This window comes from Aquabacterium sp., from assembly GCF_049317225.1.
GTDB lineage: Bacteria > Pseudomonadota > Gammaproteobacteria > Burkholderiales > Burkholderiaceae_C > Aquabacterium.
Window position 1 is genome coordinate 1 of the sequence record NZ_JBMOIR010000023.1, and the last position, 15,973, is coordinate 15,973.

Sequence of the window (15,973 nt, forward strand, 5' to 3'; positions counted from 1 at the left end):
GGGCTCTTAGCTCAGTTGGTAGAGCAGCGGACTCTTAATCCGTTGGTCGTAGGTTCGAATCCTACAGGGCCCACCAAATTTCTTGAGGGACCAGCTTAACGGCTGGTCCCTTTTTCGTTTTGGCATGGAATTTGGTTGTCTCTGCGGGAAAGTATGCGTGCTTCCGTGAAGGCTGCTGTCAAGTTGCTGTGCTTCAATGAGCGGCGCTGCATGCGAATCGTGACCCGTGGCTGGATGGCTTCTGGGTGTCACTGGATGAAAGGCATCGATGTACGAGTACTTCAACCTGGTCGGTGATGTTCGCGTGGCGACCAGTTTGTTCGCCGCCTTGCTTGGCTTGGCCTTGCTCTCGGTGAACCGGGATGCCGAACATTGGGTGAAGTGGATCGGTGGTTCCGCCTTTCTCTACGGCTCGGTGTTTGTCGTCATCCGCGTGATTCAGTTGACGATCGGGATTGATCTGGCCATTGGGGCACCTCTGGTGTCGTTGGTTGGCTTGGTGACACTCACTTGCTTTGTGTCTGGGTTGCGTTCGTACTTCAAACAGCAGGCTGCGCCGGACTACCGCTTTTGTGCGGCACTGTTTGTGGGGGGCTTGCTGTCCACTTTGCTGCTGATCCGTTTGACGCATGGGTGGCTCTATGCCGGGCCAGCTGTTGTGGCCGCCATTTGTTTCTGCGTGTCGGTGTGGATGGTGCGCACCTGGTGGCGCACGCGCAATCGATTGCTGCTGGTGCTGGCCGTGGCGTTTGATCTTCACCCGATGTTTCTGGCGTGGTCGGTCTCGCTTGGCGTGCCGTTGGAGCAGTTTCGGGGCAATGTGGTGGTGCTGATCGTGTCAATCTTTGTGGTGGCCACGGCGATGCTGCTTCAGCACCAGGCGCAGCGCCTGCAAAGCGAGTTGCAGTTGCGCATCAAGGCCGAGGATGGCTTGCGGCAGTTGACGGAAACACTGGAGTCACAAGTCGAGGCACGAACCCAGCAACTGGAAGAGTTGGTGCAGGGGCTGAAATCTTTTTCCGGAATGGTTTCGCATGACCTGAAGGGGCCGCTTGGCAATGTTGTGACCGTGTCCGAGTTGGCCCGGCGTGCACTGATAAATGGCGACTTGGCGAAGGTTGCGCACTATCTGGCTTTGTTGAGCAAGGAAGGGCATCGTTCGGTGACCATGGTGACCGACTTGCTGATGCTGGCTCGCGCGGAGCATGATGCGATCAAGCGCACCACGGTCGATTTCAATGAGTTGATCAAAGAATGTGTGCAGTCCTTGGCCTTGTCTTATCCTGATGCTACAGACAAGATTCTTGTCGAAGCCATGCCCCATGCCAGTGCGGACCGTGGTTTGATGAGCCATGTGCTGCACAACGTGCTGGGTAATGCCCTGAAGTTTGGGCAGCGCACCCCTGATCTGCAAATTGTGGTTCGCTCGGCGCGCGATGGGGCCTTCTGGCGCTTTGAAGTCTCGGACAACGGCCCTGGTTTTGACGCCAGCAATGGGCATGATGTGTTTGAACCCTTTGTGCGCTTGGGGCACGCCGTCTCCGGGACGGGCCTGGGGCTGAGCGTGGCCAAGAAGATTGTGGATTCGCATGGCGGTGCCATGGGGGTTCACGCTGTGCCAGGCGAGGGCGCTCGCTTTTGGTGGACGCTGCCGATGGCGTCTGGCGGGATTGGGATATCGTCCTAATATTTAGGCGATACTGATGTTTCATGGAAATCAATATTTGATCTTTCATGGAAATATGGTTATATCCACCATCTTGTATGGCTGTTCGAATTTCGGACGGGATGGATGTACGAGTATTTCAACCTCATCAGCGATTCCAGAGTGGCCACAAGTTTGCTGGCTGTTTTGTTGGGCGTCGTCTTACTGTCTGCCCACCGACACTCTGATGCATGGATCAAATGGATTGGTTCCTCTGCGCTGCTTTATGGCGTGGTATTCATTGTTGTTCGCGTCATTCAGCTAACGAGAGGCGTCGATCAGGTTATCGTTGCACCGTTGATTGCCGTGATGGCATTTGGAACAGCCTCCTTGTTTGTGGCGGGTTTGCGGGCCTATTTCAGTGAACCTGGGGTGACGCATGGCCGGTTTTTCTGGGGGCTCTTCGGTACAGGACTGACTGCAACCGCCGTGCTCACCTGGTTGACTCATGGCTGGCCGTTTTCAGGGCCGGTCGTGGTGTCGGCCACTTGTTTTGTCGGATCGGTCTGGATGGTCTGGACGTGGCGGCGCAAGGGGTATCGCATGCTACTCATCCTGGCCGCGTTGTTTGATTTGCATCCTTTGCTGTTGGCCTGGACTTTGGCCAACGATGTCCCACTCGAGCAGTTCCGCAGCAATGTGGTTGCGCTGTGCGTGGCCATCTTTGTGATGGCGACCGCCATGTTGCTTCAGCATCAGTCTCAGGGTTTGCAGCGCGAGTTGGCGTTGCGCAAGGATGCGGAAGACGAACTTCGGGAACTGGCCGCCACCTTGGAAATCAAGGTTGACGCCCGCACGCGCCAGTTGGAAGACTTGGTGCAGGGCCTGAAGTCGTTTTCAGGCATGGTTTCCCACGATCTGCGGGGACCGCTCGGCAACGTCGTCACCGTTGGCGAATTGGCCAAGATGTCACTGGCCAAAGGCGATGTGTCCAAGGTCGCCAGTTATCTGGCGCTGCTGATCAAAGAAGGGCATCGTGCGGTCGCGATGGTGACGGACTTGTTGATGTTGGCGCGTGCTGAGCAGGCGGCGGTCAAGAAGATGCCCGTTGACTTCCATGAGCTGACGCAGGACTGCGTTCAGTCCTTGTCTTTGTCCTATCCGGATGCCACCAGCAAGATCGAGGTGTCATCCCTGCCTGTGGCCACGGCGGATCCCGGTTTGATGAGCCATGTGCTGCACAATCTTCTGGGCAATGCGCTGAAGTTTGGGCAGGGCACGCAAGGGCTTCAGGTGCATGTGAAATCCAGCCTGGAAGGCGATTGCTGGCGCTTTGAGGTGCACGACAACGGGCCAGGATTCGATTCTGTGCAAGCAACCAAGCTGTTTCAGCCCTTCGAGCGCTTGGACAGCAAAGTGGCGGGGACGGGCTTGGGCCTGACTGTGGCCAAAAAAATCGTCGAGTGCCACGGTGGCCAGATCGGCGTGCGTTCGCAGCCCGGAGCCGGGGCCCTGTTCTGGTGGACCTTGCCTGTGGTGTGACCGTCGGCGGCTTGGTGCCCCCCCCGGTTCAGATCAGGGACGATTCGTGCAGGCGCACGGTGCCACGGCCAGCCTCCTTGGCGCGGTACATGGCCTCGTCGGCGCGAGACAGCAGGACAGCGTCCGGGCCATCGTGGTACTGGAACACAGTCACACCGATGCTGGCGCTGCAATGGTGCGTGATGGTGATTTCGAGGCCGTCCTCTTGCACGCTGGTCAGCACATAAGGCTCTGACAGTTGGTTCAGGATCTTGTGCGCGACGAACATGGCATCGTGCTGTGCCTCGACCGCGGACTCTGGCAGGTTGCTGAGCAGCACCACGAATTCATCACCGCCGACGCGTGCCACCGTATCCGCTTCACGGACGCTGTGCTTGAGCCGCATGGCCACCTCCATCAGCAGCAGATCGCCCATGGCGTGACCGTGCTCGTCGTTGAGGGGCTTGAAGTTGTCAAGGTCGAGGTAGATGAGCGCGCTGTGATGACCGCTGCGCTTTTGGTGCGCCAAGGCCAGACGGATGTGATCGCTGAGCAGCCTGCGATTGGGGAGTTCGGTCAGGGTGTCGTGGTAGGCCATGCGCTCGATGCGGGCGGCTAGCGCCTTGCGATCGGTCACATCGGTGACAAAGGTCAGCGCCGCAGGGCGCCCATGCCAGATGAAGGGGCTGCCACTGAACTCAAACCACCGCAGGCCTTTGTGTGCCGTGATCACTTGAGCTTCGTAGTGTTGGTCTGTCCTTTGTCCGGACTGATGCTGGCGCTGGTGATCCTGAACCAGTTTGCGATGGTCGGTGCTCACCCATTCGACGAAATGGCGATGCTGTAGTTGCTGTGCGGAATGTCCTAGCAACTCGGTCATGGCTGGGTTGCTCAGTACCAGGATGCCATCTTGCGTGACGGCAATCCCTTCGTTGGCAGATTGCAGGAGCTGGCGATATTGCTGTTCCCGATCGCTCAATGTGTGTTCAATGCGCTCCTGGGTCATCAAGGTCATGCCGACCGCCAACAGCAGAGGGATCTGTGTGGCAAGCAGAAACATGAAACCGTGAAGGGGCAGTCGATCCACAGAATCGACACTGTTCAGGTTGACGGTCTGCATGCTCAGCAAGCGCATCACCATGATGACGCACAGCACCATCACGGCAGCCAGCAAGATGTATTGCCCACGTCCAGCGGTTTGATGACGCTGACGCCAGATGGCCTGTGCGGCCACGATGGACTGCGCGCCGAGTACCAACCCCGAAACCAGAATCCGGGGTGTCATCTGATGCACGATGAAGGGCATCACACCGGCCATCACGGCCACAGGTAGCCAGTTCCAGCGCGGGGCGGCACGTCCTTGAAAGGTGTAGATCCCCTGACAAAATGCAGCCAGGCTGGCAGACAGCGCGGTATTGCCTGCCGCAATGGCCAGCACGGCTGGTAAGTCGTCGCGGCCGATGAACAGTAAGTAACTCCACGCGTGGAGCAGAAAGCCAAGCACCCACCAAACCATGTGGCTGCGTCCACGCACGCCAATCCACGCCAACGCCAGCGTCAAGACGATGCTTGACAGGACGTTAACGGCAAACAGAGACGTCAAATGAAAGGCCATGCGGGGCGGGCGTGATGCGGACGAGATACGGGTGGATGTAATCTAACCGAGTCACATGGGGTGTGAGCGTGCTGGCTCGCACCAAATGCCAAGGGATTTCCTGAGGGGGCTCAGTGCAGACCGGTCTGATGCAGGACTGGAAAGGCGCGGTTCAGTCCCGAGATGAGCATCTCGACTGCCATGGCCGATAGCAGTAGCCCCATGAAGCGCTCCAGCGCCACCAGACCGGGTTGCCCAAGTCGGCGTGACAGGCGGTCAGCAGAAGCGAGGATGGCCCATGCCACAGCCATCGCCAGGGCAATGGCACCGGACCACAGCCAAGCACGATCGGGTTGGCGAGAAGCCAGCAGCACCACCGTGGCCAGGGCCGATGGCCCGGCAATCAGCGGGATGGCCAAGGGCACGAGGAAAGGCTCGCCTTGGCCTTCTTCGTCGCTGACGCTGACGCCCATGCTGGGGAATGCCATGCCCAAAGCGATCAGAAACAAAATCACGCCGCCAGCAATTTCCAGCGAGGCATTGGTGAGATGCATGGCCTTGAGCAATTGCTCGCCGCCCAGCATGAAAAGCAGCAGCATGACCGCTGCGATCAGGCATTCGCGTGTGATGACCCAGAGCCGACGTGGCTTGGGGACATTTTTCAGCAAGCTGATGACCACTGGCACGTTACCGAGCGGATCAATCACGATCAGCAAGACGATGAAGGCGGACAGAAAGTCGTGGTCCATGGCGATCTGAACAGCAGGGTCAGGAAGAGCGCGCCGGAGCTGCGGTCGGGGTTGCGGCAGGCCATTGAGACAACATGACGCCCAGAACGATCAGTGCGGCGCCCACCAAAGCTCGCCCGGCCAGCACTTCGTTGATGTACCACACAGCGGTCAGCGATGCAAAGACGGGTTCCAGTCCGTACAGCAGGGCGGCTTCTACGGCACGCACCCTTGCTTGGCCCCAGGCCTGCAGCCAGACGACCGCCGCGCTCGCAAGGACGCCGAGGTAGATCAGCGGTCCGATGTGCGCTTCAGCCCGAGCGGGCAGGCTCGCCATGTCGGCGCCCTGCAGCCAGATACCCGCGCAGCCTAAGCTCAGCATCACGAGCGTTTGCACGGCGGCCAGCCGCTCAGGACGGCAGGGGGCAACGGGCTGTTGCCGGGCGCAGTATTCGAACGTCAGGACGTAGATGGCGTAGACGAAGGCACTGGCCAGAGTGAGTGTGTCCCCCAGATTCCAGGGTGCAGACTCATAGAACAGGCCGAACATGCCCGCCACGCTGAGGACGGCGCCGCCGATGACTGGCCAGCCGAGACGCTGGCCCAGCAGCGCTGCCAGCAAGGGCACGATCACCACATTCAAGCCGGTGATGAAGGCGTTGCGGTTGCTGCTGGTCAGCCCCAGTCCGCTCACCTGCAGGGCCGTGGCCATGAACATGACGCTACCCATGATGAAGCCCCAGCGCCATTCTTGCGGGCGCAGACCTCGCAGGAATGGCCACAGCACGCAAAGCGCCACGGCGCAACGCAGGCTGATGATCTCCAGTGCCTGGAGGTCGCCGCTCATGGCCTTCATGGCGGGGAAGGTGGTTCCCCAGACCATGGTGACGAGCAGCAGGGCTCCCAGGCCCATGCGGTGGCGTGTGCCCGCAGACGCGAGTGACATGAACAACCTTCCTAGCAAACCGTCAAACGCGTATGCGGGATACCTTCATCAGTTGAAGGTGTAGCGGGCCATCAGGTTGAAGCGCGACAGGTCGCCCTTCTCGCCGGCCAGGGTCTTGCGCTGACCCCAGATGTACTCGGCACCCAGGTCCACGTTCTTCACGGGGTTGTAGATCACGCCGGTGTGCAACTGGTACATGCTCTTGTTGATGCCGTACTGGCCGGAATCCAGGCCATTGGCCGCGGCAAAGCGGGTGTAGTCGCTGCTGTAGTTCTCTTGCCAGCCCAGCACGACGTTGCTGCGCAGCGTGTCGCTGGCCTTGTACTGATAGCCCGCGGTGATGCCGACAGCGCGTTCCATCAGGATGCGGTTGTTGGCTTCGTCCACAAAGGCGCCTTCGATGTAGTTCAGGTAGCGGCCGATGCCTTGACCGTAGGTGAAGCCCAGGCTGAGCGAGTCCTGGCTGTCACGCACTTTGATCAGGCTGGTGCCGGCGAAGCCGTAGCCACGCTTGGCGGCGCGGAAAGCGGTGACGGGCGAATCCGCATCACGGATGACCTTGACCTCTTGCGTCACGCCGCGCAGGCTGGCGGTACCCCAGTCAAAGGTGCGATCCCAGCGCAGCACCAGGTCGGGGCTACGCGACAAACCTTCTTTGACGACGGTGCCACTGTTGTCATAGGCATAGCTCACCGGATTTTCCAGTGCCACCGTCAGGCCACCGATGTCCGGGGCGTTGTAGGTGTAGCGGATGACGGGCTGACGGATGAAGGTGTTGCCGATGGGGCCGTTGAAGTCCACGGTCTCAGGCGCGTTGTCGATGTCCATGAAGGTCGACCAGGTCTGACCCACGGTGAAACCGGCAAAGGTGCCGATGGCCTGACGCAGACGGAAGTTGTAGCCGTTCAGGGCTTGTTGGGTCAGGATGCTGTCCGACGACTTGCCAAAGGCCGAGTTGCCCAAGCGGGGATCGTTGTTGAAGTCGCCTTCGATCTTCACGCCGAGCACGCCAGCCGCCGTGGGGGTGGCTGACTCGATGCCCAGGCGCGAGGTGCGCGCGTGCACATAGGTCTGACCCTTGCGCTGGGTGCTGCCATTCAGTGGCACATAGGGCAGGAAGGTCGAGTAGTCGTTGTTGCTGTTGTCACCCTTGGCGTCATGGATGGCGTTGACTTCGACATAGCCGTACAGCTTGATCGAGGTCTCGGAGCCCGGCAGGCGGAAGCTGCCCGGGATGTCGCCGGCCACGACGGCATCCTTTTGCTTCATTTCGACCTGTTCCACACGCTCGGCCAGCGCGGCCGCGCTCACGGCGGGCGCTTCAGCAGGAGCCGGTGCGGCAACGGGTGTGGCGGCAACAGGGGCCGCTGCCGCCGGAGCCGGCTTGGCGCTTTGCTGTTTCAGTGCTTCCAGTTCAGCGCGCAAACGCTGCACTTCCTGACGCAGCAGCTTGAAGTCCTTGGCCGACTGAGCGTGGGCCGGAACGGTCAACACGGAAGAGGCCACCAGGGCCAGGGCGATAGGATGAAGTTTCATGATGATGGGCAGGCAAAGGTGAGGGGGCTCAATGAGCGACTTGGCCAAGGAAGGCCCGGATGCGAGGGTTGTCTTGACGGTCGAAGAATTCCTCAGGGGTGCGGTCCTGAAGGATTTCGCCTTGATTGAGGAACAGCACGCGATCAGCCACTTCGCGGGCAAAACCCATTTCGTGTGTCACCACGATCATGGTCATGCCACTGGCAGCAAGCTGTTTCATCACGTCCAGCACTTCCTTGACCATTTCGGGGTCCAGTGCGGAAGTGGGTTCATCGAACAGCATGACTTTGGGCTCCATGGCCAGGGCGCGGGCAATGGCCACACGCTGCTGCTGTCCGCCCGACAGGGCAAACGGATGTTTGTGCGCGTGGGCTTCCATGCCAACCTTGCGCAACAAATCCAAAGCCAGAGACTCGGCTTGGGCGCGTGACAGACCTCGCACCCGACGAGGCGCCAGTGTGACGTTGTCCAGCACGGTGAGATGAGGGAACAAGTTGAACTGCTGGAACACCATGCCGACTTCGCGACGCAGGGCGTGCAGAGAGCGACTGTCGTCGCTGACCTCGATGCCATCGACGCAGATGCGACCGCTGTCGTGCTTTTCCAGACGGTTGAGCATGCGCAGCAAGGTGCTTTTGCCGGACCCGGAAGACCCCAGGATCACGGTGACCTTGCCGGCTTCAAAATGCGTACTGAGGTTGCGCAGCACATGGTGCGCACCAAATGACTTTTCAACGTTGTCGACGGTGATGAATGCTGGGGTGCTCATGAGCGGCGGCCCTCCACGTCATAGCGGTGTTCCACGGCGTCGGAGATGCGGGTCAGCAGTGTGGTCATCACCAGATAGATGCTTGCCGTGGTCACCAGGGTGGGAATGGGTTCAAACGTGGCGGCCTGGATGCGATTGCCAACGTTCGTGAGTTCCACCACGCCAATGGCGTAGGCCAGCGACGAATCCTTCAGCAGCGACACAAAGTTGTTGACCAACGATGGCAGAGAAATCTTCATCGCCTGCGGGAAGATGATGTCCAGAAAGGTCTGCCATCCAGACAGACCCAGTGAACGCGCGGCTTCGTGCTGGCCCTTGGGCACGGCTTGCAGGCCCGCGCGAATCGCTTCTGCGTTGTAGGCGCCGACATTGAGTGCCAAGGCAATGCAGGCCGATGTGAAGTCGCTCAGGCGCAGCGATGGTGCCAGCACCGGCAAGGCAAAGTACACGAACAGCACTTGCACCAGCAGCGGTGTGCCACGGATGATCCAGATGAACAGTCCCGCCAGCCACCGCACCGGTGGCACGCGGGAGGTCTTGCCCAACGCTGCGAGCAAGCCGATGATGAGCCCTGCCACACCCGACACCAGGGTGAGTTCCATGGTGATCCAGGTGCCATCGGCGAAGTCTTGAGCCGCCGGGCCAATCGGATCGGGCGCCCAGGACAACGGAATGGCCAGCAACCACAGCGCAGCGAGCAGTACGCAGGAGGCCACCACGATGGTGGCGTTGCTGCGCGCAGCTCTGCTCCATTTGGTTGGCCAATGAGGCAGGGACAACATCATGAGTGACCTCGGTTCGATTTACTTGCAGCGAACGTCTTCGTTGAAGTACTTCTTCGACAAGGCTGCATAGCTGCCATCGGCCATCACTTCAGCCAATGCTGTGTTGTAGGCAGCGGCCAGGCTCTGATTGCCCTTGGCAACGGCAGCGGCCACGCGCTCCACAAAAACCATGTCACCCGCCTTCATGCCGGCATTGGGGGCAAGGCTGATGGCTTGCTTGGCCACAAAGCGATCGGTCACCCAAGCGTCCACACGTTGATTGAGCAGCGCAGCGCGGGCATCGGTGTCCTTGGGGAAGTTCTTCACTTCCTTGATGCCAGGCAGCTTGCGCACGCTTTCAAGATAGCTGGTGCCGGTTTGAACCGACACCACCTTGCCAGCCAAGTCTGCACCCGAATGAATCGCTGGTGTCAGCGACACCACTTGGCCGCCCGAGCAGTAGTGCGGGTTGGTGAAGGTCACGGCCTTCGAACGCTCTTCGTTGATGCCGTGCGACGCGATCACCAGATCCCAGCGGTCTTGGCGCAGGCCGGCGAGCAAGGCGTCAAACCCCAGCGCTTTCCACTCAATGGTGACGCCCATTTTCTTGGCGACCAATTCCGCCAACTCCACTTCAAAGCCAGTCAGCTTGCTGCCTTGAAAGTAGTTGAACGGCATGAACTGCCCTTCGGTGGCGATGACGATCTTGCCGTCCTTCTTGATGTCCTCGAATGGGCGAGCCTGAATGCCCACAGCGGTGATCAAGGCTGCGGCAAACACCATGCCGCGTCGAATCCAAGTGCTGGACTGTGTCATTGTCGAATCCTAAGAAGGGGGATGGACCATGTCGAGCCAAGCTTTTGGGGCGAGTTGGCTCACTCAAAAGGGGCGCATTTTCGCAGAATATCCCCCATAGAGGGGTGTGGTGAGTCTGCAAAACCAAGGGAAAGCGTGGATGTTTGTGTTTTGTGACAATCGTTCAGTTCATTTTTTGATGTCCGTTGAATGGAGTGGGTGATGAACCGTGATCAGTTGGTGGCGCAGCGCTACGGGCGAGAAGAGATGCCATCGGTGGCAATGTCTGCGGTGATCGAACAGTTGCTGTCGCACCGAACCGTCAGACAACATTTGCCAGACCCGGTCTCGGACGATGCGTTACGCGCCATCGTCGCTGCGGCTCAGTCTGCAGCCACCTCGTCCAACTTGCAACCCTGGAGCGTGATCGCGGTGCGGACACCGGATACCAAGGCGCGCTTGGCGGCATTGGCGGGCGATCAGGCACATGTTGCACAGGCTCCACTGGTTCTGATCTGGTTGGCAGACTTGGCCAGACTGGATGCAGTGGCCCAGTCGGCCGGGTTGACGAAAGACGGCCTGGACTATCTGGAGATGTTGCTCGTTGGCGTGATTGACGCCTCGCTTGCGGCCCAAAATGCCATGGCCGCAGCCGAATCGCTGGGGTTGTCAGGTTGTTTCATCGGGGGCATGCGCAATCACGCAGAGCAGGTGGCCAGCTTGCTGGGCTTGCCTCCCAAAGTGTTCGCGGTTTTTGGTATGACATTGGGGAAAGAGGACCCGGCGCGTCCTGCTGACATCAAGCCCCGGTTGCCTCAAGCCGTGGTCTGGCACAACGAGCGATACGAGCCTGTGGCGGAGCAGTTGCGTGGCGTGACGACGTACAACCAGTCCATGGCCGATTTCTATGCCAGCCAAGGCATGAATGTGCGAGGCACCTGGGCAGTGCATTCGTCCAAGCGCATTGCGACACCCGAAGCCCTCACCGGACGAGAGAAGCTCGTGGAAGCCCTGCAAACACTGGGTTTCCCGCTCAAATAGTCGAAAAAATCAGGGTTGATGGGGGTTTGCGGGCCACGTTTCGTGCAAAAACCAGTACCCATCGGGGTTTGCCGGGGGCACAATAGGCCTTGCCCGACGATTGCGGGTGCAACTCGAACTTCGACTTATGAACAAGACCGATCTGATCCAGCAACTGGCTGATAAGCATTCCCTGTCCAAGGCCGAGGCAGGCCGCATCCTCGACACACTGCTGGACACCGTGGTGACCGCAGTCAAGAAGGGTGATGCCGTGACCATTCCCGGTTTCGGTTCGTTCAAGCAACACGCTCGTGCCGCTCGCAATGGCGTGAACCCCAGCACCGGCGCCAAGATCAAGATCGCGGCCGCCAAGCTGCCCAAGTTCACCCCTGGCGCCACCTTCAAGGCTGCCGTGGATCCCAAGGCAGCGGCTCGCAAGGCTGCCAAGGCTGCGCCTGCTGCCAAGCCTGTCGCCAAGAAGGCCGCTGCCAAGCCTGCCGCCAAGAAGGCTGCCAAGAAGAAGTGATCTTCCAGGCAAAGAGGCCCCGATGGGCCTCTTGCTGTATCACGCACATGACCGAAAGGCATGTGCGTTTTTTGTTTCTGGCGCGGCTTTAGCCGCGTGCTTTGCGGCGCATGGCCATCTCGCGGCCCATGCCTTGCAGGTCCCACTCCGCAATGCGCACCTTGGCTTCCGGATAGATCAGCGATTCCTCCAGTGCCATGTGATCCTGGTAAAGCGCCTGAAACACGGGAACCGCCAGCGCCAGTTGATCGATGTTGAACCAGTTGTAGCCTGCGGCGATGGACTCGAACTGCGGTGCCAATTCCAGCCAGTCCTCTTCAATCCAGCTATGGTCCTGCTGCAGGCGCAGCGTGGCTTGCACCAGATCGTCGTTGCCGCTGTTGATCAGCGCCGGAAACACATGACGCTCCTCATCAATGTGATGCTGTCGAGCCGTGTTCATGAAGAACATGAAAATGTTCTTGGCCATGGTTTGGGCCTGACCATCCACCCCGTGGTTTTGCAAATGGGCGACCAAGTCCGACATCTGCGCCAAAGCAGTCACCATCTGTTGATGGCAGGCATCCAGCACGTCAAAGGGCTCAATGGCGCGTCCGTGTGGCGTGGCGGACTGCGATTGAAGGTTCTGCATGAGGGCTGACATGTGGGCTCCTTCGCTCCGGCGGTGTCTGGGATTGGTGAAAATACCAACTCATTCTGAGCAGAAGGGCCGTTGTAGCTTTGCGGCACATCAACTTTGTGCGGGAGTTTTGCGCGGCGTCCCCTGGCTAGGGCGTATCCTGAGCCAAAACGGATAGCAAGCTGTTTATCCTTGAATCTCTTACCGTTTTCAGGAGTGATCAATGTCTGTCATCAAAAAAGCGCTGGTGTCTGCATTCGCGGTGGTGTGCATGAGTTCGGTTTTTGCCGCCGATGCGCCTGTGCCATCCACTGACAAGGCTGCGGCGGACGCTGCCGCACCCGCTCCCCGCGCTGCGAAGCGTGCACGCGCGAACTGGTACAACACCCCGGGCTGGAAGCTGATGACGGCTCAAGAGCGTGCCGACTATCGCGCCAAGATGAAGGGCATGAAGACGCCCGAAGAATGCCAGTCCTTCGTGGACCAGCATCAGGCCGACATGGTTGAGCGCGCCAAGGCCAAGGGCTCGGAAATCATTCCTGAGCGCAACGATGCCTGCAACTGGCTGAAGAAGAAAAAGTGATTTTGCCGGGGTGAGTCTGCTCGCCCCGCTGCACAGCAAATGGGCCGCAATGCGGCCCATTTGTTTTGGCGTAGCTTTCTCCAATCAGAGGAAGCGTTCCAGCAACTTCTTGGAATGCTTGTCGAGTGCAGCCACATCCTTCACGCTGAAATACAGGCCCTGGCCACTGCTGATCAGCAGGCGGCCGTTGCCCAGTCGGCGAATGTCGTCTTCGCTCTTGAGTACAAACTGAGTGCGTCCCCGGTCGGTGTCCACCGTCCAGGTGGACGGGGTTGAGAAGGTGGACACCTCCTGGATGGCCAGCACGGTGGGGGAGAACTCGCGCACGGCCAGTTCCTCATCCAGCAACTGGCGCACCGGCGCAGGCAGGGTGCTGAGTCGGTCGATCCAGGCCAGTTCATGGCCGTCCGGGCTGACCAGGGACACGCCGTCATCCGGGGCGGACATGGGGAAGGCGCGGACGGGGGTAATGCCCACGTGGGTGGCCCCCTCTGCATCGGTCAGAACCAGTTTGCCGAAGGCGTTGCGTGCCAGCTGAAAAGTGAGTGCAGTCATGGTGTGGGCCTCGCGTCAGTGGGCGGTTTCGGCGTCAATGAGCGCGTCTTGCTCGGCCTTGCGTTGTTGCGCCATGTACAAGCGCCAGTAGGCGCCCTGGCGGGCCATCAGTTCGTCGTGCGGCCCCACCTCCACGATCTTGCCCTTGTCCATCACCACGAGGCGGTCGGCCTTGCGCAGTGTCGACAACCGGTGGGCAATCGCGATGGTGGTACGACCTTGCACCAGGTTGTCCAGAGCCTTCTGGATTTCCTTTTCGGTTTCCGTGTCGACGGCCGATGTGGCCTCGTCCATGATCAGGATGCGCGGATCAATCAACAGGGCGCGGGCGATGCTGATGCGCTGGCGCTCACCACCCGACAAGCCTTGGCCGCGTTCACCCACCAGCGAGTCGTAGCCCTGCGGCAGACGCAAGATGAATTCGTGTGCGTGGGCCGCGCGGGCTGCGGCCACGATTTCTTCGCGGGTGGCATCGGGCTTGCCGTAAGCAATGTTCTCGGCAATCGTGCCAAAGAACAGGAAGGGCTCTTGCAGTACCAGGCCGATGTTGCGGCGGTAGTCGGCCACGGCGATGCGGCGGATGTCGGTGCCATCGATGCTGATGGCGCCATCGCTCACGTCGTGGAAGCGGCAGATCAGGTTGACCAGCGTGCTCTTGCCCGACCCGGAGTGACCCACCAATCCGATCATTTCACCAGGATGAATCTCGAGGCTCACCCCACGGATCACCGAGCGGCTGCCGTAGCGGAAACCGATGTTGTCCAGCGAGATGCCGCCTTTGACCATGGGCATCTTCACCGGGTTGACCGGATCCGGCACGTTCGAGACATGGTCCAGGATGTCAAAGATGCGTTTGGCGCCTGCCGCGGCCTTTTGCGTCACCGACACGATGCGGCTCATCGAGTCCAGTCGGCCGTAGAAGCGACCGATGTAGGCGATGAAGGCGGTCAGCACCCCCACGGTGATGCTGTGATGCGCCACCAGCCAGATGCCAAAACCCCACACCACCAGCAGACCGATTTCGGTCAGCAGCGACACGGTGGGTGAGAACAGTGACCATGTCTTGTTGAGCTTGTCGTTGACCTGCAGGTTGTACTGGTTGGCTGCGCGGAAGCGGTCTGCTTCGCGCTTTTCCTGTGCAAAGGCCTTCACCACGCGGATGCCGGGAATGGTGTCGGCGAGCACGTTGGTGACCTCACTCCAGACCCGGTCGATCTTTTCGAAGCCGGTGCGCAGGCGGTCGCGCACCACGTGGATCAGCCAGGCGATGAAGGGCAGGGGCACCAGGGTGACCAACGCCAGCCAGGGATTGATCGACACCAGAATGGCCGCCGTCATCGCGATCATCAGCACGTCGGTGGCGAAATCCAGGGCATGCAGCGACAGGAACACATTGATGCGATCGGTTTCCGAGCCCACGCGGTTCATCAGATCGCCGGTGCGTTTGCTGCCGTAGTAGTCCAGCGACAGTCGCAGCAGGTGCTCGAAGGTGGTGGTGCGCAGATCGGCGCCAATCCGCTCAGACACCAGGGCCAGCAGGTAGGTGCGGGCCCAACCCAGGCTCCAGGCAAACAGCGCCGACGCGAGCAGGCCGCCCAGCAGCCATGCCACCTTGGTGGTGTCGATGGCCTGGCCGTTCTGGAACGGGATCAGCACCTCGTCCATCAGTGGCATGGTCAGGTAGGGCGGGACCAGGGTGGCCGCCGTGGCCGCCAGCGTCAGCAGGAAGCCGGCCAGCAACTTACCCTGATAAGGCTTGGCAAACCGCCACAGGCGCAGCAGCACCCAGGTGGACGGTGGCGTTTGCAATTCACGCGAACAAACCGGACACTCGTCACTGTCGGGCGGGAGTTGGGCCTTGCATGTGGGACACTGAGCGCTGTCGTCTTCTGGCTGGAGTTCGCCGGTACGCAGCGCGAGGATGTGTCGGTCGAATTGCTCGACCAGGCGCAACACCTGCATCTGGGTATCGAGGGTGAAATGCCAGAGCGCCAGACGGGTGTCAGCCGAGTGGAGTTCCAGTGTGCCGACGCCTGCATGGTCGTGGTGATGCAGGCTGAGCGCAGAGCTCAATGGCCAGCTTTGCCAGTCGGTTTGGCCGGAAACCCGGCTCACAAGGCGCTGATCGGTCAGGACAAGCTGGCTGGCGGCAAAACGCAATTGGTGGTCGAGGTCAACCGAGAGGCTGACCAAAACGTTTTCTCCACATGCCAGCGGCAAATCGACGCTGGTTTTGTCTTGAACGACCAGGTGCCCTGAGGCATCAGCGGGGTGGTGATGGTGCATGGTGTTGTCTGTATCCACGGGAGCAAAGAATCAATCGCTCTCTGCACGGACAACGTCATTTTGACCGATGAAGGGGCGACAATGTC

At 60.0% G+C, this 15,973-nt stretch carries 15 protein-coding genes and 1 tRNA gene; 6 read left to right on the plus strand and 10 right to left on the minus strand.

From position 1 onward, the window contains the following. The 3 genes from ACOYNB_RS12540 to ACOYNB_RS12550 all read left to right on the plus strand — a co-directional run bounded on the left by ACOYNB_RS12540 (position 1) and on the right by ACOYNB_RS12550 (position 3,187). Positions 1-76, plus strand: a tRNA-Lys gene (locus ACOYNB_RS12540). 192 nt (positions 77-268) lie between these two features. Continuing rightward, entirely contained in the window at positions 269-1,687 is a 1,419-nt protein-coding gene (locus tag ACOYNB_RS12545; protein WP_422839373.1) for a sensor histidine kinase, read from the plus strand. A gap of 105 nt (positions 1,688-1,792) precedes the next feature. Further along, the gene (locus tag ACOYNB_RS12550) at positions 1,793-3,187 is read left to right on the plus strand and encodes a sensor histidine kinase (RefSeq protein ID WP_422839374.1); all 1,395 of its coding nucleotides are present in this window, start codon (positions 1,793-1,795) and stop codon (positions 3,185-3,187) included. A 28-nt stretch (positions 3,188-3,215) separates the two neighbouring features. Here ACOYNB_RS12550 and ACOYNB_RS12555 read toward each other — a convergent pair whose 3' ends face one another. The 7 genes from ACOYNB_RS12555 to ACOYNB_RS12585 form a co-directional block, all read right to left on the minus strand. Then, on the minus strand, positions 3,216-4,781 hold the full coding sequence (locus ACOYNB_RS12555) for a diguanylate cyclase domain-containing protein (RefSeq protein WP_422839375.1): 1,566 nt from the start codon (positions 4,779-4,781) through the stop codon (positions 3,216-3,218). Positions 4,782-4,891: 110 nt separating this feature from the next. Further along, on the minus strand, positions 4,892-5,509 hold the full coding sequence (locus ACOYNB_RS12560; RefSeq protein ID WP_420817272.1) for a MarC family protein: 618 nt from the start codon (positions 5,507-5,509) through the stop codon (positions 4,892-4,894). Between the two features lie 19 nt (positions 5,510-5,528). Further along, on the minus strand, positions 5,529-6,434 hold the full coding sequence (locus ACOYNB_RS12565; RefSeq protein WP_422839376.1) for a DMT family transporter: 906 nt from the start codon (positions 6,432-6,434) through the stop codon (positions 5,529-5,531). A 48-nt stretch (positions 6,435-6,482) separates the two neighbouring features. Continuing rightward, positions 6,483-7,970 carry a DcaP family trimeric outer membrane transporter gene (locus ACOYNB_RS12570; RefSeq protein WP_422839377.1) on the minus strand — a complete coding sequence of 496 codons (1,488 nt, stop codon included), beginning with the start codon at positions 7,968-7,970 and terminating at the stop codon, positions 6,483-6,485. Between the two features lie 28 nt (positions 7,971-7,998). Next, positions 7,999-8,739, minus strand: coding sequence for an amino acid ABC transporter ATP-binding protein (locus tag ACOYNB_RS12575; protein WP_374258828.1), 741 nt, complete (start codon positions 8,737-8,739; stop codon positions 7,999-8,001). Beyond that, positions 8,736-9,524 carry an amino acid ABC transporter permease gene (locus ACOYNB_RS12580; protein WP_374258827.1) on the minus strand — a complete coding sequence of 263 codons (789 nt, stop codon included), beginning with the start codon at positions 9,522-9,524 and terminating at the stop codon, positions 8,736-8,738. The genes ACOYNB_RS12575 and ACOYNB_RS12580 overlap by 4 nt, the downstream gene beginning before the upstream one ends. Positions 9,525-9,542: 18 nt before the next feature. Beyond that, the gene (locus ACOYNB_RS12585; RefSeq protein ID WP_374258826.1) at positions 9,543-10,319 is read right to left on the minus strand and encodes an ABC transporter substrate-binding protein; all 777 of its coding nucleotides are present in this window, start codon (positions 10,317-10,319) and stop codon (positions 9,543-9,545) included. 201 nt (positions 10,320-10,520) lie between these two features. Between ACOYNB_RS12585 and ACOYNB_RS12590 the strand changes: the two genes are divergently transcribed. Continuing rightward, on the plus strand, positions 10,521-11,339 hold the full coding sequence (locus ACOYNB_RS12590; RefSeq protein ID WP_422839378.1) for a nitroreductase family protein: 819 nt from the start codon (positions 10,521-10,523) through the stop codon (positions 11,337-11,339). A 127-nt stretch (positions 11,340-11,466) separates the two neighbouring features. Next, positions 11,467-11,844 (plus strand): HU family DNA-binding protein, encoded by a 378-nt coding sequence (locus ACOYNB_RS12595; RefSeq protein WP_420817277.1) that lies wholly within the window; start codon positions 11,467-11,469, stop codon positions 11,842-11,844. 88 nt (positions 11,845-11,932) lie between these two features. On the opposite strand, the gene ACOYNB_RS12600 is transcribed toward ACOYNB_RS12595, so the two are convergent. Further along, a complete protein-coding gene (locus tag ACOYNB_RS12600) occupies positions 11,933-12,487 on the minus strand; it encodes a hemerythrin domain-containing protein (RefSeq protein ID WP_374258820.1) in 555 nt (184 codons plus the stop codon). Between the two features lie 199 nt (positions 12,488-12,686). Here ACOYNB_RS12600 and ACOYNB_RS12605 point away from each other — a divergent pair, with 199 nt between their 5' ends. Then, positions 12,687-13,046, plus strand: coding sequence for a hypothetical protein (locus ACOYNB_RS12605; protein WP_422839379.1), 360 nt, complete (start codon positions 12,687-12,689; stop codon positions 13,044-13,046). Between the two features lie 84 nt (positions 13,047-13,130). On the opposite strand, the gene ACOYNB_RS12610 is transcribed toward ACOYNB_RS12605, so the two are convergent. Next, positions 13,131-13,601, minus strand: a complete 471-nt coding sequence (locus ACOYNB_RS12610) for a DUF1854 domain-containing protein (protein ID WP_422839380.1) — start codon at positions 13,599-13,601, stop codon at positions 13,131-13,133. A gap of 15 nt (positions 13,602-13,616) precedes the next feature. Further along, entirely contained in the window at positions 13,617-15,887 is a 2,271-nt protein-coding gene (locus ACOYNB_RS12615) for an ABC transporter ATP-binding protein (RefSeq protein ID WP_422839381.1), read from the minus strand. Positions 15,888-15,973 lie beyond the last annotated feature (86 nt).